At 34.8% G+C, this 21,850-nt stretch carries 19 protein-coding genes; 16 read left to right on the plus strand and 3 right to left on the minus strand.

Annotated elements, in window-relative coordinates; genetic code table 11:
* The first annotated feature begins 208 nt into the window (after window positions 1–208).
* The 5 genes from H3R29_RS04860 (at window position 209) to H3R29_RS04880 (ending at window position 6,216) form a co-directional block, all read left to right on the plus strand.
* Window positions 209–1,321 (plus strand): ImmA/IrrE family metallo-endopeptidase, encoded by a 1,113-nt coding sequence (locus tag H3R29_RS04860; RefSeq protein WP_198202755.1) that lies wholly within the window; start codon window positions 209–211, stop codon window positions 1,319–1,321.
* The gene (locus tag H3R29_RS04865) at window positions 1,321–1,827 is read left to right on the plus strand and encodes a DUF4411 family protein (RefSeq protein WP_198202754.1); all 507 of its coding nucleotides are present in this window, start codon (window positions 1,321–1,323) and stop codon (window positions 1,825–1,827) included. Before H3R29_RS04860 ends, H3R29_RS04865 begins: the two co-directional genes overlap by 1 nt.
* Before the next feature lie 164 nt (window positions 1,828–1,991).
* Window positions 1,992–2,702, plus strand: a complete 711-nt coding sequence (budA, locus tag H3R29_RS04870) for an acetolactate decarboxylase (protein ID WP_198202753.1) — start codon at window positions 1,992–1,994, stop codon at window positions 2,700–2,702.
* A gap of 345 nt (window positions 2,703–3,047) precedes the next feature.
* Complete coding sequence (locus H3R29_RS04875; protein ID WP_198202752.1) at window positions 3,048–4,649, plus strand: ABC transporter ATP-binding protein; 1,602 nt, start codon at window positions 3,048–3,050, stop codon at window positions 4,647–4,649.
* The gene (locus H3R29_RS04880) at window positions 4,639–6,216 is read left to right on the plus strand and encodes an ABC transporter ATP-binding protein (protein WP_198202751.1); all 1,578 of its coding nucleotides are present in this window, start codon (window positions 4,639–4,641) and stop codon (window positions 6,214–6,216) included. The genes H3R29_RS04875 and H3R29_RS04880 overlap by 11 nt, the downstream gene beginning before the upstream one ends.
* Window positions 6,217–6,261: 45 nt before the next feature.
* Here H3R29_RS04880 and H3R29_RS04885 read toward each other — a convergent pair whose 3' ends face one another.
* Window positions 6,262–7,341, minus strand: coding sequence for a GntR family transcriptional regulator (locus tag H3R29_RS04885; protein WP_198202750.1), 1,080 nt, complete (start codon window positions 7,339–7,341; stop codon window positions 6,262–6,264).
* 380 nt (window positions 7,342–7,721) lie between these two features.
* Here H3R29_RS04885 and H3R29_RS04890 point away from each other — a divergent pair, with 380 nt between their 5' ends.
* The 11 genes from H3R29_RS04890 to H3R29_RS04940 all read left to right on the plus strand — a co-directional run bounded on the left by H3R29_RS04890 (window position 7,722) and on the right by H3R29_RS04940 (window position 19,204).
* The gene (locus H3R29_RS04890; RefSeq protein WP_198202749.1) at window positions 7,722–9,326 is read left to right on the plus strand and encodes a xylulokinase; all 1,605 of its coding nucleotides are present in this window, start codon (window positions 7,722–7,724) and stop codon (window positions 9,324–9,326) included.
* Complete coding sequence (locus H3R29_RS04895; protein WP_198202748.1) at window positions 9,327–10,055, plus strand: L-ribulose-5-phosphate 4-epimerase; 729 nt, start codon at window positions 9,327–9,329, stop codon at window positions 10,053–10,055.
* A 20-nt stretch (window positions 10,056–10,075) separates the two neighbouring features.
* Window positions 10,076–11,047, plus strand: a complete 972-nt coding sequence (locus H3R29_RS04900; protein WP_198202747.1) for a family 43 glycosylhydrolase — start codon at window positions 10,076–10,078, stop codon at window positions 11,045–11,047.
* Between the two features lie 17 nt (window positions 11,048–11,064).
* Window positions 11,065–12,351, plus strand: coding sequence for an oligosaccharide MFS transporter (locus tag H3R29_RS04905; RefSeq protein ID WP_122026383.1), 1,287 nt, complete (start codon window positions 11,065–11,067; stop codon window positions 12,349–12,351).
* Window positions 12,351–13,844 (plus strand): alpha-N-arabinofuranosidase, encoded by a 1,494-nt coding sequence (locus H3R29_RS04910; protein WP_232352226.1) that lies wholly within the window; start codon window positions 12,351–12,353, stop codon window positions 13,842–13,844. Before H3R29_RS04905 ends, H3R29_RS04910 begins: the two co-directional genes overlap by 1 nt.
* A 56-nt stretch (window positions 13,845–13,900) precedes the next feature.
* Entirely contained in the window at window positions 13,901–15,325 is a 1,425-nt protein-coding gene (gene araA, locus H3R29_RS04915; protein WP_198202746.1) for an L-arabinose isomerase, read from the plus strand.
* Window positions 15,326–15,452: 127 nt separating this feature from the next.
* Window positions 15,453–16,490, plus strand: coding sequence for an aldose epimerase family protein (locus tag H3R29_RS04920; RefSeq protein ID WP_198202745.1), 1,038 nt, complete (start codon window positions 15,453–15,455; stop codon window positions 16,488–16,490).
* 167 nt (window positions 16,491–16,657) lie between these two features.
* Window positions 16,658–17,512 (plus strand): ABC transporter ATP-binding protein, encoded by an 855-nt coding sequence (locus tag H3R29_RS04925; protein WP_198202744.1) that lies wholly within the window; start codon window positions 16,658–16,660, stop codon window positions 17,510–17,512.
* Window positions 17,513–18,358, plus strand: a complete 846-nt coding sequence (locus H3R29_RS04930; protein ID WP_122026379.1) for an ABC transporter permease — start codon at window positions 17,513–17,515, stop codon at window positions 18,356–18,358.
* A 1-nt stretch (window position 18,359) separates the two neighbouring features.
* The gene (locus tag H3R29_RS04935; RefSeq protein WP_046325395.1) at window positions 18,360–18,812 is read left to right on the plus strand and encodes a LytTR family DNA-binding domain-containing protein; all 453 of its coding nucleotides are present in this window, start codon (window positions 18,360–18,362) and stop codon (window positions 18,810–18,812) included.
* Window positions 18,813–18,814: 2 nt separating this feature from the next.
* Window positions 18,815–19,204, plus strand: coding sequence for a DUF3021 family protein (locus H3R29_RS04940; protein ID WP_122026378.1), 390 nt, complete (start codon window positions 18,815–18,817; stop codon window positions 19,202–19,204).
* A gap of 266 nt (window positions 19,205–19,470) precedes the next feature.
* On the opposite strand, the gene H3R29_RS04945 is transcribed toward H3R29_RS04940, so the two are convergent.
* Complete coding sequence (locus H3R29_RS04945; RefSeq protein ID WP_122026711.1) at window positions 19,471–20,769, minus strand: PTS sugar transporter subunit IIC; 1,299 nt, start codon at window positions 20,767–20,769, stop codon at window positions 19,471–19,473.
* 43 nt (window positions 20,770–20,812) lie between these two features.
* Entirely contained in the window at window positions 20,813–21,460 is a 648-nt protein-coding gene (locus tag H3R29_RS04950) for a hypothetical protein (RefSeq protein WP_122026377.1), read from the minus strand.
* Between the last annotated feature and the right edge of the window lie 390 nt (window positions 21,461–21,850).

Consider the following 21,850-nt stretch of genomic DNA (forward strand, 5'->3'; position numbering starts at 1 on the left):
TACTAGCTTTCAGAGCTTTTTATTTTCATTCGCAATTTTTATGAGCGAACATGTTTAATATTTTTATTTTATAAAAATGAGTTAGAAATAGTTTCTTTAGTTGTTTAAAACAAAGTTAATATCATAAAATAATATTAAAGATTGCATTAATGTAAATTTTTGAGGAAAATAGCAGTATAAATGCGTATTAATAAGGGAGGTGTTTTTAATGGTAACTAGATTAGACATAAATCCACGTGTTTTGGCTTATTATATTGACAATTCCGGTGTTTCTAAAGATTATTTACAAATGAAAGTTCAGAATATTGATGCTTTTTTAGACGGCAGTAAAACCCCTACTTTTAATCAACTTTCAAAAATTGCTAAACTTATTGATGTGCCGACTGGCTTGCTGCTTCTTTCAGATCCAGTTGAGGCTGATAAGAATACACTTAAATTTAGAACGATTAATTCAAATCGGATTGAAAAGATTAGTAATGAACTTAGAGATACGATTGTTGAAATGCAAACAAAACAGGATTTTCTGCGAAATGAAATTGATTATGAACTCGATTTTATCGGAAAATATTCAATTAAAAATGCTTACCAGCAAGTTGTAGATGATATTCGTAATTATCTCGATATTCCAATTAACTATCAGAAAAATGCGGGAAAGAATGCGTTGAAATATTTTAGAGATAAAATGAGTCAAATAGGCATTTTTATCTTCTTTAATGGATCGGTAAAAAGCAACACGCATCGAAGTTTGTCGCTAGAAGAATTCAGAGGCTTTGTCTTAAGTGACAAAAAAGCTCCCATTATTTTTGTCAATTCTAAGGATAGCGAAGCAGGTCGATTATTTACACTTGTTCATGAATTAGTTCATCTTTTTCTTGATCAGGAAGAAATATTCAGTTTAGTTGATACAGGATCATACAAGTTTGATCCCACGGAAACTTTTGTTAATAGAGTTACAGCGGAAATATTGCTGCCAAATGAGGAAATTAGAAAACTGAATAACTACGATATTGAATTTTTAGCTCACGAATTTCCTGTTAGTAAATTTGTTATTGTACGTAAATTGTATGACATGAAAATTTTGAAAAAAAATGAATATGATGAAAAAGTTTCACAGCTAAAAGAAGAATTTGCAAAAATCCCGGTAGATAAAAAAACTAGGGGTGGAAACTATGATAATAATATCAGATTTCGTTTTGATCAGACCTTTGTACATTATATTGAAAATGCAATAAAACAAAATAAGATTACTTATACGGACGCTTTTAATATTGCTGGTGTTAGTTATAAATCGTTTAAGATTCTGACGGGGGGCAGAATGTAATGGAAAAATATTTGCTGGATACTAATATCTATATAAATTTTTATGAACGGTATTATCGGGTAAAGTATTTTCCCAGTTTTTGGGCTAAGCTACCTGCCATTTTAAATAAATATGTTGTCATTCCCGAAATTGTGGTCGATGAAAACTACCAAGCCCCTAAATTTAGAAAATGGTTGGATAAAAATTATTTAAAAGAAATAATAAACCATAAAAACTATGCAATACAATGGGCCAAAGTACTACAATATATTGACGACTGTGAATATTATAAAGATGAAGCTTTATCAGCTGACAGAGGATGGGCACATGAGAAAATTGCAGATCCTTGGCTTATTGCTATTGCAAAAGAAGAAAATTTAACCATTGTAACAAGTGAAATTCGGAATCCTAATTTGCACAATCCAAATTGTAATAAGGCCGCAAAAATACCTGATGTGTGCGATGACTTAGATGTTGATTGCATTGACATGAATGATTTCTTTGAGAAAATCAATTTGTGTATTTGAATTTTTAGATCGAGCTAGTTATTTACTAAACTAAAAATAGCAAGAGTTGAAAAACAATCAGAACATAATAAGTTGAGAACAAATTGGTGCTAAACTGATTTGTAAAAATTAAGTTTGTTCTGATTGTTTTTATATATAAGTCTTTGAAAAAAGGAGCAGCAAATATGACGGAAAACGTATTATTTCAACACGGGACTATGCAAATGTTGGTTGAAGGCTTGTTGGAAGGTACTTTACCGCTGTCAGAATTGTTAAAGCACGGCAATATCGGCATTGGAACGGGTGATGGCGTTGATGGTGAAATAGTAATATTGGACGGTGTCGGTTACAAAATAGATGTTAGTGGTCCGGCTGTGAAACTGCCAGATAACTTTAAAGTGACTTATGCTGACGTTAGTTTTGCGGATTATCACAAATTCAAAAGCTATCAAAATGTCGAATTGGCGGAAATGCTAAAAGATGTTTTGACCAAAAATAACGCCCAAAATCAATTTTTCGCAATATTGACTAAAGGTGTTTTCCAAAAAATTCGCACGAGATCTTCTAAAAAATCTCATAAGCCATATCCGTCTCTAGGGAAAATTGCGGAAAATCAAGTCGAATTTGAAACTGAAAATATCACTGGAACAATGATTACTTATTATATTCCATCTGTTTTTCAGGGTGTTGGAGTATCAGGATTTCACAATCATTTTTTGGCCGACGATTTAAGCTTTGGCGGTCATGTTTTGGCAGCTACAGTGAAAGATGTAACAGTCAGCGTTCAGCCAATAGAAGACTTTGAATTGCATTTACCGATAGATAATCAGGAATTTTTAAATGCCAATTTAAGTGACACCAGCAAGTTGGACAATGTTATTTCGAAGTCGGAATAAATTTATTATTAAGATAAAAATAAGGAGTGTTCAACTATAGTTGAAACTATAATTGAGCATTTTTTAATGACTCAAATTTTTTAAAAATAGAGTGGCTAATAATTTTAACAATACACTTCAGAAAGTAAGAATTTACCAAAGAAGTAAAAAACCTTTTAATTACTGTCATTACTGTAAACCAACAAATCAAAAATTAAATACTTTTCCACTAATTCTTTTTAAAGAATTAGTTTTTTATAACCAGCCATTATATTTTGCTTGCTAATTTGACACCCGTACTCATTCATTTTATTATTAGATAAATTTAATAAAATTGATTTAGCATAAAATGAAAGACGCAAGCACATGACATTAAAGGGACTGATTGGCTCCAATAAACGACGAGCAATTTTTATTATCTTACTTTATTTTATTTTCGCTGTTACCGGCTCACTTGACCAATATTTTTTTCAATTTGCAGTTAACGGACTTAGTGTGGGCAACTTGCCTGTTTATATTCGCTGGCAATTAATTGAATTTATCCCGGTAGTTTGTGGTGTATTTATTCTGCCTTTAGCGACTTACCTTTTTAACGCACAGATTCAGGAATATCTTGATCAATTAAGAGGGCAAATGGTAGATCATTTTTATACTGAAAACGATGCGACAGTCGCGCAAATGCAGAATTATCTGCAAAGCAATCTCGACGCTTTAACCAACGATTTTGCTCTGCCCTGGGTTAATGTTCTTAGCAATTTGTTCATCATTTTGCTTTCTGCCGGTGTCCTTTTTAGCTTAAACTGGTCTTTTGTTTTACTAACTGCAATTTTTGTTCTAATTGATTTAAGCTTACCCAAAATAATGGCGCGCATGACTTCAGAGGCAAGTAGAAAAGTGATGCAAAATACCAGTGCCTTTTTAACAGGAATTGGCGAGTGGATCAATGGCTTAAATGAACTACGGAGGTACCATTCATGGACGATCTTAAATAAAGAAATGAGCAGCTACGCTGAGAAGTTGGAAAAGTCTAAAGTCAATCAAATCAATAAAAACTGTGCTTCCAATACAATTAATGGAATTGGCAATACCTTAGGGCAAATGTCCATTGCCTTTTTAGCGGGCATCCTGTTTTTAACTGGTCAAATAAAAATTGGGGCGGCATTAGCTTCGACTTCTTTTGCTTTTGGTATTTTTTCAGCTGTATCCTCCATTACAAGTGCTGCGGTCAAGATTAAATCTACTAAAAATATCAATCAAACTACGGCTAGTTTGATTTCTAACACTAAATCCAAGCCGAATGGATCATCTGCTCAAATTGCTCAAATTGAAATTAAAAATTTGGCGCTTAAATATCCTAATGGTCCAATAATTAAATACCCTGATTTTGTGATCAATAAGGGTGAAAAAGTTTTGCTTACAGGTGACAGCGGAACTGGCAAGTCAACACTGTTCCATGCTCTTTTGGGTAAGATCAAGCCTTATCAAGGACAAATTATTTTTAGAAATAATGCGGGGCAGATTTTTCAACCAAATTTAAACCGGATCAGTTACATTGCTCAAGATCCGCAATTGTTTCCAGGAACAATTGCGGAAAATATCGTGATGTTTCATCGACAATTGTTGGATCAAGTGCCTAATTTAATTAATAAAGTGCAATTGCAAAGCGACATTGCGAGATTTCCCCAGGGGACTGATACCCAAGTTGATTTGGATAAAAACAATTTATCCGGTGGTCAAAGACAAAAGATTATCCTTGCCAGATCAGAAATTTTCGCTGATGAAATTATTTTGCTGGACGAAGCGACAAGTGCCATTGATAGTAAAGCAACTAAGCAAATTATTGCTGAACTTGTTCACACTAATAAGACTTTGATCATGATTGCTCATAATCTTAATTCTGAAGTTAAAAATATGTTTGATAAAACGATTCGGTTATCAAGCCAGAAGGAGAACCACAATGACTTTTAAAAACTTCTTTCATATTAATCGAATTCGTTTCATATTCATTGTGCTTTTTAGCCTTTTGCAACCTTTGGTTTTAATTGGCGCATCATACTTAAATATGTGGGAATTTACCGCTTTGCGCCAGCATGACGGCCAAGCCTGGTTGTTAATCATTACTTTTACAACATTAGCTTATCTTTCGTCGTATGCTTTTGACTGGGGTTCTGAATATTTACTGACACGACAAGTTCAAGAATTTAATCACACTTTAAGAAGCAAAATAGTAAGCCACGTCTATCATGACCGTAAAAATTATCAAAATTCGCAAGTTAAAAATCGCCTGACTAATGATCTTAATACGGTTAACAATCAGTCCTTTAACTTAATTCCTGTCATTTGCAATTTTCTAGGCTATGTTATTTTCTCAGTAATTGCCCTGCTGACTATGCACTGGAGTTTGTTGCTGCTTATCTTAATTTCGGTAGCCGTTTCCCTGATTTTACCCAAAATAATTGAAAAGCCACTGCAAAAAGCTACGGAGAAAGTATCCCATCAAAACAGACAATATTTGGATCTGATTGAAAAATGGTTGAGCGGTATTGCTGAGTTAGAGCGGTATCTTGCTGGCGATAAATTAACTAGCGTGATGCACAAGGGCGCTCAGGATTTAGAAAAAGCCAACCTCAAGCAGACAAGGGAACAACAAGTTCTGTCCATTATTACCAATGGTGTTGCGCAAATTATGATCCTGATATTGTTCGTCTGGACGGGTATTTTAATTAAAAGCGGACTAGTCACGTTTGGTGCGATTGCGGTTATCGGTAATTTTAGCCACTATATTTCGCTGGCAATCGAATACTTGCCATTCTATTTCGGCTTAATTAAGGGCACCAAAACTTTAAGAAATAATGTTACTGCAGCGACTTTACCAGTAAAAACCGATGAACAAAACTTAGCAACACCTTATGCTTTTAGTACAAAAGATTTGGCAGTTAGTTTTCCTAATGGTGAAACTTTGAATTTCCCTGATATCACTGTCAATTATGGTGAAAAAATTTTACTATCAGGTGACAGCGGAACAGGCAAATCAACTTTATTTAAACTACTTTTAGGGATTTTGCCACCGAGTTCGGGGAAAATAGCATTTAAGGATCAAGAGGGAAAAGTGATTAAACCGGATTTAGCTAAAATCGGCTACATTGCCCAAGATCCTGTTTTATTTCCCAGCACCATTAAAAACAATATTACAATGTTCAATCCCAAATTAGACTTGCTGGCCGAACCTGCAGCTCTAGCAGTAGGTTTGGGCGCAGATATTGCCAAGTTTTCTCATGGCTTGAATACAGAAATAAACTTGCAAAAACTAAATGTTTCTGGCGGCCAAAGGCAAAAAATAATTCTTGCGCGCTCGCAAATACATGACAGTAAAATCTTACTGATTGATGAAGGCACAAGTGCAATTGATCAGGCAGGAACCAGAGCAATCCTGCAAGAACTCCTTGAAATGCCAGGCACTGTCATTTTTATCGCCCATAATTTTGATAAAAACCTGCAACTGCTGTTTGACCGCGAGATTCATCTAAGTAAATAGTGATAGTTAAAAGGCGTTAATCAAATTTTTGATTAACACCTTTTTTTATTGTTTCAGTGCAGCAACTGAATCACGCAATTTCATCTCAGGGTGATGTACCACTGAAGCAAATTTCTTACCATTTATTAAAGCTAAAATTCCTTTGCCTGCCTCTTGACCAACGGAAGTTCTCTGATAATTCATAGTCGTCAGGCTAGGGTTTAAGTAAGCAGATGAATCGTAGTTATCGAAACCAACTACAGAAATATCCTGGGGAATTTTGATTTTTAGCTTTTTCAATTTGTCAATGACTAAAACAGCTAATTCATCATGATAACATGCTATTGCTGTAGGCGGTTCGGGACTATTTAAATAGATATCAATTTTTTTACTAATAACAGAGAAAGGATCATGTGAGCTGTACATAATTAAATTACTACTAGCTAAATTAACATTATTTTCCTGATAAGCAGCGATAAAGCCCTTCATCCGTTCGACCCCTTGAAGATCGTCTGTTTGAAAGATACCTAAAATTCGGCGATGATTTTGCTGCAATAAATAAGTTGTCAATTCATTTTCTGACTCTCTATCCGAATTCACAATAGCAGGGAAATTAAATTCAGAGTATTCCGCATTAATAAACAATAAGGGTATTTTGCTTTTTGCAATCCGGCGGTAAATATCGGCATTTTGGCAAGGCTTGGCACTTTCACTGGGTTCAACGATTAAACCGGCCACTTGTGAATCAAGCATTTTAATCAAACTTGATCGTTCAGTTTGAGGATAGTTATGAGTATTAGCTAAAAGCAAAGAATAGCCCTGTGGTTCAATTTCCGAATCAATTTGAGCAATAATCTTGGGAAAAATGTAATCTGCAATGTGAGTACAAATTAATCCGATGGTTTTGCTTTGTGGATTGGCTTGCCATTTTTTATTCCAATCCTGGATGTACATTCCGCTTCCTTGGACTTTGTAGATTAAATGCTCATTTTGCAATTCAGTTAAGGCTTTTCTAACAGCATAACGAGTGACCTTGAAGCGGCGCATTAACTCGTCTTCTGTCGGTAGTTTTTGGTTAACTTCATAATTACCAAATGTTATTTCATTTTTAAGTGTTTCCACAACGTTTATGTAATCGCTTTTCATTGTACAATCTCCTAAAATTCATTTGAATAAATTTTAGCTAATATTTTTAAAATTATTGTTCTTTAATTAAAATCATAACATAGTTCAATTTTAAAAGGTAACTTATATTTATCTTTTGCTGAAATATTGGCATTTTTATAAAGAATAAAGGTATAAACGTAAACAATAAATTTATGCTAAAAAAGCCCAATAAAAATAAATAAAATTTCTAAAATAGCTAAAATGCCGTGAAATTAAGAGTTTAGAAAGCTTAAAAATTTTCAAAAACATTCGAATGAATTTTTAATACTATTGAATTATTCAAATAAAAAATATATCATGAAAGTGCTTTCCAAAGAAAGCTAAGGATAGAATTCTACCGTGAGGAAAGAGGCGTTTAAATGAACATTACTAAAATTGTTCAACTCATTCAAAGGGGGCAAACAGCATTAGGAATTGAATTCGGTTCTACGCAAATTAAGGCAGTTTTAATCAGCCCTGATTTTCAGCCGCTGGCTTCTGGCAGCTTTTCATGGAAAAACAGATTGCAAGATGGTATTTGGACCTATTCTGAAGGAGATATTTTAACTGGTTTAAGGCAAAGTTATGCCCAGTTAGCTGCTATGGTCAGCAGTAAATATCATGTCAAAATTGAAAGAATAGGAGCCATAGGTGTTAGTGCAATGATGCACGGCTATTTGGCGTTTGATACTAATGGCAAACTGCTAGTCCCATTCAGAACATGGCGTAACACCATTACGGAAGATGCAGCAGAAGAACTAACCAAGCTGTTTAACTTTAATATTCCTTTACGTTGGAGCATCGCTCATTTATATCATGCGATACTGCAAAACGAGTATCATGTTAAAGATATTGCTTACATCACAACTTTAGCTGGTTATGTTCACTGGAAATTATCTGGTGAAAAAAATATTGGAGTTGGGGACGCTTCAGGAATGTTTCCAATTGATAGTGATGGTCAGTTTGACCAAACATGTCTTCGCAAATTTTCTAGTTTAGAAAAGGTGAAACAGTATCCGTGGCAAATCGAAGATATTTTACCTCAAGTTTTAAAAGCTGGTGAAGTTGCAGGCTATTTAACTGAAAAAGGGGCTGCTTTACTTGATCCAACTGGTACTTTAAAAGCCGGTAGTGTTATGGCACCACCTGAAGGAGATGCTGGAACCGGCATGATTAGTACCAACAGCGTTAGACTGCGCACAGGAAACATCTCTGTTGGTACATCAGAATTTTCAATGGTTGTTTTAGATAAGCCTTTGCAAAAAGTACACAGGGATATTGATATTGTGACAACTCCCACAGGACTGCCAGTGGCAATGGTTCACATAAATAACTGTTCTTCAGATATTAATGCTTGGTCGCAAGTTTTTAGCGAATTTGCAGGTAGGTTAGGTAAAAATATCAGTGCAGACGAACTATTTAGCACTTTGTTTTTAGATACTACAAAGTCAGATCCTGATGCCGGTGGCATAGTTAACTATAGCTACTTTTCAGGTGAGCCGGTAACGAAGACAACAGAAGGAAGGCCGTTGCTAATTAGAACACCTAACAGCAAATTTACTTTAGCTAATTTTATGTTGGCAGAGCTTTATTCAGCTTTTGCACCACTCAAGATTGGAATGGATATTTTAACTAATGAGGAGAAAGTGACAACGGATGTCATGATTGCTCAAGGTGGACTATTTAAGACGCCTGTTGTGGCTCAACAAGTTTTATCTAATGTTTTGAATATGCCAATTTCCGTTATGACTAATGCTAGTGCTGGTGGTCCTTGGGGTATGGCAATTTTAGCCCAATATGTATCATCCGGTGCTCAAGAAAAGCTGGAGGACTATTTAGATGAGAAGGTTTTTGTTGACTCGGAGATAATGACACTGAGTCCTGAACAAAAAGGAGTTGCAGGTGCGGGCAAGTACATTGAGCGTTACCGTTCGGCTCTATCTTTGGAAAATTCAGCGTCTATTTTGAAAGATGAGGAACGTTAAATGCTGGAGCAACTAAAGGAAGAAGTTTACAAGGCTAATATGCAGTTGCCTCAATTAGGATTAGTTACTTTTACTTGGGGTAACGTTTCTGGAATTGATCGTGATCAAGGATTATTTGTCATTAAGCCCTCAGGAGTTGAATACGATAAGCTAAAACCTGAGGACATGGTGGTAGTTGATTTGGCGGGCAAAGTAGTCGAAGGAAAATTGAATCCATCAAGTGATACTCCCACACACACATATTTATATAATCATTTTCCAAAGATTGGTGGGATTGTTCATACTCATTCACCTTGGGCAGTAGCTTTTGCGGCTGCCAAGATGGATATTCCAGCACTTAACACCACACACGCCGATACTTTTTACACAGATGTTCCAGCAGCTGACGCACTGACAAAAGAAGAAATTGCAGAAGATTACGAAGGCAATACTGGCAAAACTATCGTCCGTACGTTTGATGAGCGCCACTTAGATTATGAAGCTACACCAGGAGCCTTAGTTAGTCAACATGGTCCGTTTTGCTGGGGGCAAACACCAGCCCAGGCTGTTTATAATGCCAAAGTTTTAGAAGTTGTAGCTGAAGAAGACTATCATACGCTGCAATTGACTAGAGCAAACAGCCGGCTGCCCCAATACTTGTTAGACAAGCATTATTACCGTAAGCATGGCAAGGATGCATATTATGGTCAAAATAACGCGCAATCACAGACGCATGCAAAAAGAAGATAAAAATTTAGGAGGAAATAATTATGGAAACTAATACTTATACTAATCCCTTAATAATTCAAAGAGCGGATCCGTATATTTATAAGCATACAGACGGCTACTATTATTTTACAGCCTCTGTACCATCTTATAATCGCATTGAATTAAGAAGAGCAAGAACCCTTGAAGGACTGGCACATGCAGCTCCCAGAACTATTTGGCGTAAACATGATAGTGGAGAAATGAGCCAATTAATATGGGCACCGGAAATTCACTATATTGATGGTAAGTGGTTCATTTACTTCGCTGCAGCAGAAACAAAAGAATTAGATAAAAATGGTATGTTTCAACACAGAATGTTTTGCATCGAATGTGATGAGGGTAACCCGATTACCAAGGAAGAAAATTGGATTGAGCATGGTCAAATAAAGACTGGTATGGACAGCTTTTCATTAGATGCAACCTGTTTTGAATACAAGAATGTCTTGTATTATGTTTGGGCTCAAAAGGATCCAAATATTAAAGGAAATTCAAATATTTATATAGCTGAAATGGAAAATCCATGGACATTAAAGACTAAGCCTGTAATGTTAACCAAGCCTGAGTATGATTGGGAGACAAAGATTTTCTGGGTAAATGAAGGTCCTGCTGTAATTCATCATGGTGATAAGTTCTTCCTTACTTATTCAGCAAGTGCAACTGATGAGAACTATTGTATGGGTATGCTTGTGGCTTCAGACACAGCAGATTTGTTAGACCCTACCAGCTGGAAAAAGAGTTCAAAGCCGGTATTTCAAAGCGATTTAGCACATCACCAATATGGACCTGGTCACAATTCATTTACCAAGGCAGAAGATGATAAGACTGATATTTTAGTTTACCACTGCAGAGACTATACGGATATTAAAGGAGATCCTTTGTACGATCCAAACCGTCATACTAAGATTCAGGCTTTCACTTGGGACGAAAATGGCATGCCTGTTTTTGGTAAACCAGTTCCGTATAACTATCAGTAATAAATAGAGGAGAAAAAATGAATAGTGAAGTAAAAAAAGAAAATAAACATTTTTGGGGTTTCCCGTTTACCCATTTTAGTTACTTCTTTATTTGGGCAACTGTAAATGGTTACTTGACTCTATGGATGGAGCAAGTAGGTCATCTAAATGGCGCGCAATCAGGTCTGGTGTTCTCAATGATGGCAGGAATTTCACTAATCTTCCAGCCTTTCTTTGGAGTAATCTCTGACAAATTGCTTTTCAGGAAAGATTTGATATTAATTATTGGTGTAGTAGGAATTTTTATCGGGCCTTACTTCCAATGGGCTTTCATACCATTAATGAAAATTAATTCATTTTTGGTTGCCTTTGTTACCGGTGTTTTCCTCAGCTTTGTTTTAAATGGTGGTGTTAGTGTAGTTGAACAATACGTTCAGCGTGCTAGTTTAGCCAACGGCTTTGAATATTCCCACTCACGTTTAGGTGGTTCTTTAGCCGGAATTGTGGCTTCATTAGTAGCAGGTCGTCTGTTTCTGTGGAAACCAGATTCAATTTTCTGGATGTGTTCTATTGCTGCTATAATTTTTGTTTGCTTGTTGTTGTTTAGCGATAAAATTAATATGGATAATGCATCAGCTGCCGGTGATACATCTAATTCATTAAATATGCAGATTGTTGGTTCCGTATTTAAGAATAAGAACTTCTGGTATTTATGTATCTTTTATGTTGGTGCATCAGCTATCTTTGATGTTTTTGATCAGCAATTCATTATCTTTTTTAAGACATTCTTTGCTACTGCAGCTCAAGGTACTTTAGTATACAGCTATATGTCATCTGCTCAAACTTTAATCGAATTTATCTTAATGTTTCCAATGCCTTGGATTATCAATAAGATTGGAGCTAAAAAGGGCTTAATTGCTTATGGCTTTTTAACTTGTATTCGTATTTTAGGTTCTGCTTTATCTCCAACTTGGGGTTGGATAGTTGTATTTAGACTGCTGGCTGGTCTGGAAATGCCATTGCTTTTAACTTCAATCATGAAATACATTGCCGGTGCGTTTGATATTAGATTATATGCTACTGTTTATGCATTAGCTTCAAACTTTGCCAAGCAAATATCTGTTTTTATCTTTTCATCAGTAGCAGGTCATATGTATGATGGTTTTGGTTATCAACATACATATGTCATGATGGGTATCTTCGTCTTTGTTATTACTCTCTTTTCAGCATTTGCTTTAAAGAAAGAAGACCCAGTACAAGCTGGTGAAGTTGCAGAAAGTAACGCTTCAAGTAGTACCCAATCAAGTTCTGTGGAGAATAAATAATGGTAAAAGCCTCTTTTAAAATTAATTCAGACAATATAATCGGTAAAATTGACCCACGTATGTGGGGCTCTTTAACTGAGCAGCTAGGTCGTTGTGTTTATAACGGTATTTATCAACCGGATCATCCTTTAGCTAATAAAGATGGTTTTCGCACCGATGTAATTGAAGCTATCAAGAAATTAAAGGTTCCCCTAATTAGATATCCAGGAGGAAACTTTGTTTCAGGCTATAACTGGGAAGATGGCATAGGTCCTAAAGATACAAGACCTGTCAGACTAGATTTAGCATGGAAAAGTATTGAGACCAACCAATTTGGTTTACACGAATTTTTAAATTGGTGCAAATGTATTGGTGCTGAAGCTGATATGGCTATTAATCTAGGTACCCGTGGAATAGATGCCGCTCGCAATTTGATCGAATACTGCAACTTTCCAGGTGGTACTTATTGGAGTGATTTGCGCATTAAGAACGGTCAAAAAGAACCATTCAATATTAAATTATGGAGTCTCGGTAATGAAATGGATGGAGAGTGGCAAATAGGTCATAAAAATGCCCATGAATATGGTAGATTGGCTCATGAAACCGCTAAGGCAATGAAAATAGTTGATCCTTCAATTGAATTAATAGCTTGTGGAAGTTCGCTACATACTATAGATACTTTTGGCTCATGGGAAGAGACTATTTTAGATAACGTTTATGAAGATGTAGACTACTTATCACTTCATCAATATTATGAGGACAATGATCACGATATTAAAAAATTCCTTTCGTCTTCAGTTGATTTGGATAGTTTTATTAGTGAAGTGGTTTCTATTTGTGATGCTGTTAAGGCACGTAAGCGCGTAGATAAGACCATGTATTTGGCTATGGACGAGTGGAATGTTTGGTACCATTCAAAAGAAAATGATGATAAACAAAAACCATGGCAAGTAGCACCACATTTGTTAGAAGATCATTATACATTTGCGGATGCACTTGTGGTAGGTTCACTCGCTCTAACTTTATTAAAGCATGCTGACAGGATTAAGATTGGCTGCTTGGCACAACTGGTAAATGTTATTGCGCCAATTATGACTAACAATGAAGGAACCCCATCAGTATGGTATCAATCAATCTTTTATCCATTTATGCAAATTTCAAACTTTGCACAAGGCGAATCGCTTAAGGTTGATAGTAAAGTAGAAAACTATACTGTAGTAAACAGAGACGTACCATATCTCAGTTCAGCTGTAGCAGTCAACAAAGCAACAAATGAAATAGTCTTATTTATTGAAAATAAGGCTGATGAACCAGCACAGTTTGAATATCAACTCTGCAATTTTCCAAATGTCAGCTTAAAAAAAGCAACTCAATTTGCAGGGTATGATCTTGACGCGACAAATGAAAATCAATTAATGCATATTTCAGATTTAAAAGATGTTGCTATCGACAATAATACTGTGAAAGGAAAACTCGATGCATATTCATGGAATATGATTCGTTTAAGTCTTTAATTAATTATTGTTAAAGCTTAGTTTAGACATTTTTAAAAATAAAAGGAGGACAAATAATGTTAAATGTACCAAAATATGAATTTTGGTTTGCAGTTGGTAGTCAACACCTTTATGGTGAAGAAACCTTGCGCAGTGTAGCTGAAGATGCGCAAAAAATTGCTGACGGTTTAAATGAAAAAGGCAATTTACCTTACAAGGTTGTGTTTAAAAAGGTTTTAACTACAGCTGATGAAATTACCCATTTTATGAAAGAAGTCAATTACAGGGATGAAGTTGCCGGTGTAATCACATGGATGCATACATTTTCACCCGCTAAAAACTGGATTCGCGGTACAAAACTATTACAAAAACCGTTGTTACACTTTGCAACCCAATTTTTAAATTACATTCCTTATGACACAATTGACTTTGACTATATGAACTTGAATCAAAGTGCTCATGGTGATCGTGAATATGGCTATATTAATGCTCGCTTGCAAAAGCATAATAAGATTATCTATGGCTATTGGCAGGATCCAAAGATCATGAAGCAAATTGCTGACTGGGAAAATGTTGCAGTTGCTTATGATGAATCGTTCAATTTAAAAGTTTGCCGCTTTGGTGACACGATGCGGAATGTGGCCGTTACTGAAGGTGATAAGGTTCAAGCTCAAATTCAATTAGGCTGGACTGTTGACTATTACGGTGTTGGCGACTTAGTTGCTGAAATGGCAAAAGTCAAAGAATCTGAAATCGATGACGAATTTGCTGATTTGAAAGCAAAATATATTTTAGTCCAAGGCGCTATGGATCCAGATGCTTACAATAAAACGGTGCGCTACCAGTTAAAACAGTATATTGCAATGAAACATTTCTTGGAGCGCGGTGGCTATACCGCTGTTACCAGCAATTTCGAAGATTTACATGGACTAGAGCAATTACAAGGTTTATCAGCTCAACTGTTAATGCGTGACGGCTATGGCTTTGCAGGTGAAGGTGATTGGAAGACTGCAGCCTTACTGAGAACTTTCAAGATCATGACTCATAATCAAAAGACTGCCTTCATGGAAGATTACACTCTTGATCTGCGTCCGGGTCATGAAGCAATTTTGGGCTCCCACATGCTTGAAGTTGACCCGTCGATTGCCTCTGAAAAGCCACGGGTTGAAGTTCATCCATTGGATATTGGCGGTAAAGCTGATCCGGCCAGATTAGTCTTTTCAGGTTCTGAAGGAGACGCTATTGATGTTACCTTAGCCGACTTTAGAAATAACTTTAAGCTTGTTACTTATGCAGTTGATGCTCATAAGGCTGAAAAAGAAACACCACACTTGCCTGTAGCTAAACAATTATGGACCCCAAAGGTAGGCTTAGAAAAAGGTGCTACTGAGTGGATCAAAGCTGGTGGTGGTCACCATACTGTCTTCTCCTTTGCAGCAACAGAAGGTCAGGTTACTGATCTTGCAACAATGTATGGCATTGACTTATGCAGTATCAAATAAAATCAAATCGCTAACTAATAAATCCCAAACACATACGCTTAAGATTTCTTAGAATAAATACACTATTTCAATAGTATAATTGAAGTAGTGTATTTTAGTAATGCGATCAAGTAAACTGGAGAAAAAGATGGAAGACATTGAGGAAACATTTGAAAATTATCAAGGTAACGAAATCAAAAAAGTTACGTTAAAAAATGATCATGGCATAACAATTTCATGCTTATCGCTGGGAGCTGTCTGGTACGAATTTTTGGTACCAGATAAAAATAAACAACAAAAGAATTTGTTGATGAACTTTGATCATTGTGCAGATTATTATTCTAACGGTTTATGTTGCTGCCAATCAATTGGACGTGTAGCTGGCAGAATTAAAAAAGGCCAGTTCACTTTAGATAGGGTTAATGTGCAAGTTCCCACCAACGAAAATGGCAATACACTGCATGGTGGTAATAACGGCTTTCGCTTTTTAAACTGGCAAGTGCAAACCGCTAAAACTGCTAACAGTGTAAGTGCAATATTTACACACCAGATTAAAGAAGATCATGATGGATTTCCTGGCGATATGCTGGTTACCATTACCTATACTTTAGATAATGAAGATAAAGTAACAATCTCTTATAAAGCTGAAAATGGTACGCAAACAACACTGTTTAATCCTACTTGTCATGCTTACTTTAATTTAAGTGACCAGCCTAATTTAAGTACGCACGAAATTAAGATAAATAGTAAGGAACATTTACAACTTGACCCTGAGTTAATTCCGACTGGAAAAATGCTGGCAAATGCCAATACTCCGTATGATTTTCATGATTTTAACAATTTAGCTGCTGCATTAGAAGCCAATAAAGGTTTCGATGACGCGTTTGTTATTAATGGCACGGAAAATCAAATGAAATCTGTGGCTACTTTGAGAGAAAAAGAAAGTGGCCGTCAAATTACTATTTCAAGTGAAAGCAATTGTTTAGTGATGTATACCATGACGCAGGAGCAAACTGGAGTAAAATTTAAGCGGGATAACGGTTCAATTGCGCAGCCAAGTGAAGCTGTCGCTTTAGAAGCGCAAATATTACCAGATGCAATTAATCACCGAGATTTTGGAGATATTGTTTTACCTGCTAATACTACCAAGAAACATCAAATCGTTTTTGCTTTTGAGCAGCATTAAGTTTCTATCAAATCATATGTGGAAGGCTACTAAATGTAGCCTTTTTTATATTTCATGATTTAATTTCGTCTTTTTGTGTTGAATATTTGGTTGCTTATCTATAAGTTTGCTACAAATTTTTATTTTATTAGTATGATGGCTCTAATTAGAAAAAGGAGATGCCAATTATGCTGATTGAAACAAAAGAACTGACGAAAAAATTTGGTAATAAGGTTGCTGTCAGCAAAGCTAATATTCAAATTAAAGAGGGCCAGCTTGTTGCTTATTTAGGAACAAATGGTGCGGGTAAATCTACCACGATTAATATGCTAACCGGATTATTAAAGCCTACTTCAGGTGTCATTTCATATGCGGCAGATTTGAAAATAGGCTTAGTTTTTCAGAATAGCATTTTAGATAATGAGTTAACGGTTAAAGATAATCTTTATTTAAGAGCAAAGATGTACCGCAACTTTTCCCAGGAGTGGCTTGAACAATTAATTGACTTAATCGGTATTAAAAATTTTTTAAAGCAAAAGTTCGGCACTTTATCAGGCGGTCAAAAGAGAAGGGTAGACATAGCCAGGGCTCTTATTTGTAAACCAAATTTACTGTTTCTAGACGAACCAACTACAGGGCTTGATATTCAAACCAGAAATGCTATTTGGGAATTATTGACCAAACTGCAACAACAACAAGAACTCACTATTTTCTTGACAACGCATTATTTAGAAGAAGCTGAAAATGCTGATCAAATGTACATTTTGGAAAATGGTCGAATCCTAGCTAGTGGTTCTGCTGCAGAAATTAAGAGCCAATATGCTCCTAATAAATTAATACTCACCGTTGGCGATATTCAGTCTTTGAACACTAATCAAAAAGTTATTCGGCTTAATCGTGAGCAAGTTGAAATTGATTCCTTATCAGCGCAAGAAACCATTGAATTATTAAAAAACAATCAAGCAAATATTGCTGACTTTACTTATTCTAAAGGAACGATCAATGATGCGTTTTTGCAGATTACAGGAAAGGAGATACAATAAATGGTTGCTTTGTTTCGCAGAAATTTAAAAATCTATTTTTCTAACATTACTGGTGTAATTATGTCATGCCTCGGTGCACTGATATCTTTCTTTATTTATATTGGCTTTTTGCAAAACAATCTAGAAAAAAGTTGGCAAAATTTACCACATGTTACTAAAATATTAGATTTGTGGATGATAGCCGGTATTGTTGCAGTTTCTGGTATTACTACGGCTTTTCAAGCTCTTGGCCAGCAAGTTACTGATCAAGAAACTCATGCTGTTGCCGATTTTCAACTGACAGGTTTATCACAATTCAAACAAAATCTTGCTTATGTTTTGAGCGGGGGAGTAGTTAGCTTCCTTATGCAAATAATCACGTTTATTGTGATGGCAGCTTATTTTGCACTAGTAGATAAAGTAAAAATTCCTCAAGAAGCATATCTACCTGGGCTTGTATTTATTTTCGTGGGTGCAATTGCAGCAACTTTACTTGATGAGATAATTGTGCTGTTCATGCATTCCAGCACTACTTTTAGCCGATTTTCCGCTGTATTAGGTGCTGCTGCCGGTTTCGCGGTTGCGACTTATTTACCATATGGTATATTGGTTTCTGGAGCACAAAATTTGGTAAAATTAGTACCAAGTAGTTATGAGGCAGCTGCTCTAAGAGGCTTTTTACTTAAGCCAACATTAGCTACTCTCCCCACTAATGTAAAACGGCATTTAATTAATTATTTAGGGATACAGTTCAAAATTAATAGTAACAGGCTAAATAATATGCTTGTTTTGCTATTAATGATTGCAATACTAATTTTAGTGATTATTATGCTTTCGCTTATCACTGATAGAAGGCGCAATAAGTAAAGTGAAGATTGAATTTAAGACGGACTCTGCTTTAAACAAAGAAGACATTGAAGTTGAAATTAAGGCAGCTCAAAAAAGTGAAGTAGTTGATAATTTAATAGATTATTTGCATAAATTCGGCGAAAAGAAATATCATCTTTTACCAATTAAGGTAGAAGACCGCATAGTAACAATTAAACCTACTGAGATTATTAAAGTAGAAATCCAAACAACAGATATCACATTTTATACTACTAAAGACATAATAAAAACCACTGGTCGCTTATATCAGGTACTTGAAAAATTGGGTGATGGGTTTATTCAGGTTTCTAAACATGGCATTATCAATATTAATTTTCTGGAATCGATAGAAGTAGGCTTTGCAGGAAATATGATCGCACTTTTAAAAAATAATTTAAAAGCTGACGTTTCCAGATTATATTTGCCGGCATTAAAAAAAGAATTGGGGCTATAAAAATGAGAAAATTGAGTAATTTCATTAACTATTTCTTTACCGGTGTGGGCTTTGGTGCAGCTACTTATTTGATAATACTGACTTTTGCTTCTCCTAGTATTCCTACCCGTTTAGGTGTTATTTCTGTTTTTATTATTTCAGGGTTAATAGGCATTTTATCAATGATTTTTGCAATGGATGTACCACCTGCTATTGCCTTCAGTGTTCATATCATAGGCACATTTTTACTGGTGTTATTAATGTCTTGGATAAATAAGTGGCCGATTAATTTTTGGTTGATAGGCGTATTTATATTAGTTTATATCGTTATTTGGCTAATTGTTATTTTGTCGCAAGTACACACGGTGAATAAAATCAATTCTAGAATAAAAAAAAGAAATTCTAAAAAATAGAATTGATTAAATTTGCTTTACTTTTTAAATATAAAATATGTTTTAAAATCATAAATCATCAGTTATATTTTATCCTTATGCTCTAAAATTATTGCAATTTAGAATAACAAGTTTAAATTACTTATGTAGGAATAAACAATAGGAATATTATGGTGATCTCAAGAAAATAGCTAAAAATTTAGATAGTATCTAAAAAAAGCATTGAGCAATAAAGCTCAGTGCTCTTTTAGATTAGTAAAAAAATTTAAAGTCAAATCACAAAAAACTCACTTTGCTAATTCTATTTCGTTCTTTTCAGCCACTCTAAAGAAAGGCAAATAGATAAAAATGCCAATCACAATCAATAGAGTTTCAAAAATAACATTTCGCCAATCCATTGAACTAATATAGGCTTGGAAAAAGTACGGTGTGAATGATGGATCAACTATATAGCCTAAACCAATCCAGTGCAAACTTTCTGCCACATAAGTCAAAACTAAGTTAATTATTGGTGCGATTAAAAACGGAATTCCTAGAATAGGATTAAAGCAAATAGGTGCTCCGAAAATGACTGGTTCGTTTATACTACAAATTCCTGGAATAATTGATAATCTACCCAAAACTCGGAATTTTTCCACTTTACTTGTCATCATCAAAAGAACTAATGCCAAAGAATTTCCTGACCCGCCTAAAACTGCAATCCGAAACATTTGTAAATTCATAATATTTGTTGGCATATTTCCCTTGGCAACCAGTGCAGCATTTGCGCCAGTAGCAGCTATTCCAGTAGCGAATATAATGGGGAAAATAACGTTACTACCATTAACTCCGATTAACCAAAGTAGATTTCCAATTGTAACGATTAAAATATAGCCCCACAAGCTGTTAGCAAGAAATGTAGCTGGCGTAAGGCATTTAATTATAAAGGTCGTAAAATCAGAATGTGTAATGCTGACAAGGATTAAATTTGCTCCATAAAAAATGACAATATTTACTAAGAGCGGAATCAAGGAATTGATAAAATTTGCTACCATTGGTGGAATTGTTTCAGGAAGCTTAATTTTCCAATTCTTTTTATCAATTAACTTATTAATATCTACGGATAGAAGTCCAATTATAATCGCTACAAATAATCCATTTGTACCTAAATTGTTTAAACTAATACTATTATTTTTGTTAACGGTAGTTGTGACCATTAGGTAAACCACCATTGAAATCATTCCGTCTGTTTCAGGATGAAAGCGGTGATTTCCTTTGCTGAGTTCATAGGCAATACCAAAGGCACTAATCATCCCGAATATACCCATAGTCATATTGTACGGTAAAGTAATTTGAGCAGAATGGGCTATAGCCCAATATTTCCAACCAGCGATTAATTTAACAAAGAAATTGGCTGTTGCCGGATTATATTTCTCTATTATTATTGGTGGATTTGCTAATATTAGGAAAAATGAACCAATAACTAAAAAGGGCAATCCAAAAAGCATGCCATTAGAAATGGCTTGAAGATGTTTTTCATTTCCTATTTTTTGGCCAATTGGGGTTAAAGTTTTATCAAGTTTGTTAATGATAGAGTATTTTCCCATTTTTTGTTTAGTCATAGTTTTCTCCTATTGAATAAAAGCAGCATTAAACTTGATAAGTGTTAAATTTAAAAGCGTTCTTAATAACCTTACTTTCATCCCAATTTTCTTTGATTTTGTGATATTCCTCCCAATAATTGTTGCTGACTTTAAGTTGTGGGGTAACTTTAGAATCAACTTCCAAAAAATGCATACTGCCACGATGCATTTTTTTACCTCTAGTTGTATGTTTATCCAATGCATAATCTGGTATCTCTGGAACATAGCCTAAAGCAAATTTTTTAATAATAATATTTTTAAGAAGATCGGACGAACGGTCTTTAGTTGATTCACAAAGATAGCGAATTGCGTGAACAAACATCATTGCCCTATCAGGTTCATTATAACTAAAGCTTTTTCTCATTTGGTTAAGACTGTTAATCAATATTGCTGCTTGAGGGTTTCCCATACCGATATCTTCAACTGAAATTGCTTGAAGCCGGCGCCAAAGTTTTTCTTCCATATCTGGAGATGAAATATACATTTCGTAAGCAAATTCACAGGCAGCTCTCTCTTTTCCCTTGCGGATTGATTTTTGCAAAGCAGAAATTACTTCATCTGCAGCCAAGCCATTACGAGTTTTTGTTCTAGCCCAAGGATCAGCTAGAAACTCAGAATTGTTAGTTGGATTGAGATTGTTTTTTTCTTCAGCCATAATATTCCTTTCTTATTTATGAAAAGTTTTATATAAAATTTAAAGTATATAAATTTAGAAAATAAACTAATTTGAAGAATCTAAATAAGCTATTTAATTAGTTGTTAAATAAAACTATTAATTATCTATCCCATTATTTCGACTCACTCTTTTGTGCAAAAGTTATATTTTCTAAACAAATTTATAATAATAAATTAGGTCAAAAAATAAAGATTTTGCACCTTTTTGTGAACATGTTTTTATTTATTAAAAATATGTTTATTTTTAGCCGTTTATTTAATAAAAATAATTCAAAACAAAAAGCTTATGGTATTGAAAATAATTCAAGCATAAGCTATATAGTTAGAAAAATAATTTTAAATTTTTTTATACAAAAGTGTGCTAAAAAAA

The organism is Lactobacillus sp. M0393, assembly GCF_016102025.1.
GTDB lineage: Bacteria > Bacillota > Bacilli > Lactobacillales > Lactobacillaceae > Lactobacillus > Lactobacillus melliventris.

Coding starts and splice junctions, on each gene's coding strand:
- H3R29_RS04905 (WP_122026383.1), top strand. CDS start 11,065: ATGAATAGTGAAGTAAAAAAAGAAAATAAACATTTTTGGGGTTTCCCG.
- araA (WP_198202746.1), top strand. CDS start 13,901: ATGTTAAATGTACCAAAATATGAATTTTGGTTTGCAGTTGGTAGTCAA.
- H3R29_RS04950 (WP_122026377.1), bottom strand. CDS start 21,460: ATGGCTGAAGAAAAAAACAATCTCAATCCAACTAACAATTCTGAGTTT.
- H3R29_RS04930 (WP_122026379.1), top strand. CDS start 17,513: ATGGTTGCTTTGTTTCGCAGAAATTTAAAAATCTATTTTTCTAACATT.
- budA (WP_198202753.1), top strand. CDS start 1,992: ATGACGGAAAACGTATTATTTCAACACGGGACTATGCAAATGTTGGTT.
- H3R29_RS04910 (WP_232352226.1), top strand. CDS start 12,351: ATGGTAAAAGCCTCTTTTAAAATTAATTCAGACAATATAATCGGTAAA.
- H3R29_RS04940 (WP_122026378.1), top strand. CDS start 18,815: ATGAGAAAATTGAGTAATTTCATTAACTATTTCTTTACCGGTGTGGGC.
- H3R29_RS04890 (WP_198202749.1), top strand. CDS start 7,722: ATGAACATTACTAAAATTGTTCAACTCATTCAAAGGGGGCAAACAGCA.
- H3R29_RS04920 (WP_198202745.1), top strand. CDS start 15,453: ATGGAAGACATTGAGGAAACATTTGAAAATTATCAAGGTAACGAAATC.
- H3R29_RS04945 (WP_122026711.1), bottom strand. CDS start 20,769: ATGGGAAAATACTCTATCATTAACAAACTTGATAAAACTTTAACCCCA.
- H3R29_RS04865 (WP_198202754.1), top strand. CDS start 1,321: ATGGAAAAATATTTGCTGGATACTAATATCTATATAAATTTTTATGAA.
- H3R29_RS04900 (WP_198202747.1), top strand. CDS start 10,076: ATGGAAACTAATACTTATACTAATCCCTTAATAATTCAAAGAGCGGAT.
- H3R29_RS04885 (WP_198202750.1), bottom strand. CDS start 7,341: ATGAAAAGCGATTACATAAACGTTGTGGAAACACTTAAAAATGAAATA.
- H3R29_RS04895 (WP_198202748.1), top strand. CDS start 9,327: ATGCTGGAGCAACTAAAGGAAGAAGTTTACAAGGCTAATATGCAGTTG.
- H3R29_RS04860 (WP_198202755.1), top strand. CDS start 209: ATGGTAACTAGATTAGACATAAATCCACGTGTTTTGGCTTATTATATT.
- H3R29_RS04925 (WP_198202744.1), top strand. CDS start 16,658: ATGCTGATTGAAACAAAAGAACTGACGAAAAAATTTGGTAATAAGGTT.
- H3R29_RS04880 (WP_198202751.1), top strand. CDS start 4,639: ATGACTTTTAAAAACTTCTTTCATATTAATCGAATTCGTTTCATATTC.
- H3R29_RS04875 (WP_198202752.1), top strand. CDS start 3,048: ATGACATTAAAGGGACTGATTGGCTCCAATAAACGACGAGCAATTTTT.